This window comes from Aetokthonos hydrillicola CCALA 1050 (assembly GCF_017591665.1).
GTDB classification, from domain to species: Bacteria; Cyanobacteriota; Cyanobacteriia; order Cyanobacteriales; family Nostocaceae; genus Aetokthonos; species Aetokthonos hydrillicola.
The window spans coordinates 1-1,026 of the sequence record NZ_JAAKGC010000454.1 but is presented as its reverse complement, the minus strand read 5'-3'; the positions used below and the strand labels follow the sequence as shown (position 1 = coordinate 1,026).

General features: G+C 44.5%; 1 protein-coding gene and 1 pseudogene. Both read right to left on the bottom strand.

All coding sequences use genetic code 11. The features are described 5' to 3' along the window. Positions 1 to 326, bottom strand: a pseudogene (locus tag G4P69_RS38840) (DUF948 domain-containing protein); the annotation flags it as partial. Between the two features lie 20 nt (positions 327 to 346). Continuing rightward, entirely contained in the window at positions 347 to 712 is a 366-nt protein-coding gene (locus G4P69_RS38835; protein ID WP_208339557.1) for a YtxH domain-containing protein, read from the bottom strand. Positions 713 to 1,026: the final 314 nt, after the last annotated feature.

Below are 1,026 nucleotides of genomic sequence, written 5' to 3'. Positions count from 1 at the left end.
ACAAAGAGACTGCGCGTACCTGTCTGAACGTTTTGCGCTTGCCTTTTTGCAGTATCTAGGCTTTGATCAACTTGTTTAACGACTTGACCTGCACTTCTTACGCCTTCTCTAACATCATCTGTTAAGTCAGTGATTTCTAAACTAGTATTGCGAATGGCATTCAGAGTAGGAGGTAAATCACGTGAAAGGGTGTCAAATAACTTTTCGGCGCTACGCGCTGCTCGTGCTAACTCCTGCATAGCTGGTATTGCCACCATCAAAAGCGCGGTCAAACTGATGGAGACTAGGACAATGGACATTCCCAGCCAAAACAAGGGGTCTATCACGGTTATGTATTATATGATACTTAGGGTGTTGAGTCTGAGTTTTCAACTTTTCGAGCAGCAGCAGTGTTTGTGTCTATAGGGTTTTGTCGCCTTAAGGTTTGGCTTTCCCTAGAAGTTGCATCAACACCAGCTGCGATCGCGTCCCGCAATCTTTCTAAAGTCTCATCCCAGCTTTTAATAGCACTTACAGACAGACGATCCGCCTGGATTTGGAAGCTCGTGGATAAGTCTTCTGCCAATTCTGGTAAAGCATCAGCAGATTTCTTCAAAAGTTGACGTGTTTGGCGTCCCGAACGAGGAGCTACGAGCAATCCGGTCAGAGCACCGATAGTAGCTCCCAGCATCATACCACCAATAAATACTCCAGAACGGTTGTTAGATGACATGCTAATTTCCCATTTTACTCACCACTATTGTATTTTGCTTTTCGCACCTTGTGTGGCGAGGTTGAATGTAAATGTCTATTCAAAAAATTTTTGCGATATGTGAATTCAGTAGGGGTTTTGGCCTTTAGAAGTGCCCAAGGTGTAGAGGTAGTGTGATATAAATGACAATATTTTCAGTGGTATCTAGCGGGTACTTGGTGAACTTTGAGCTTGCCAGTATAGCACCGCGTGCTATACTATGGAAGAAGGAAATGAGGCATGTTGCTCTACAAAAACCGATGGTTTGACCGCTGGGCACGACAAGAGGGGTGAAA

Bases quoted from the DNA above. Each gene is read 5' to 3' on its own strand.
- G4P69_RS38835 (WP_208339557.1), bottom strand. From the start codon at position 712: ATGTCATCTAACAACCGTTCTGGAGTATTTATTGGTGGTATGATGCTG.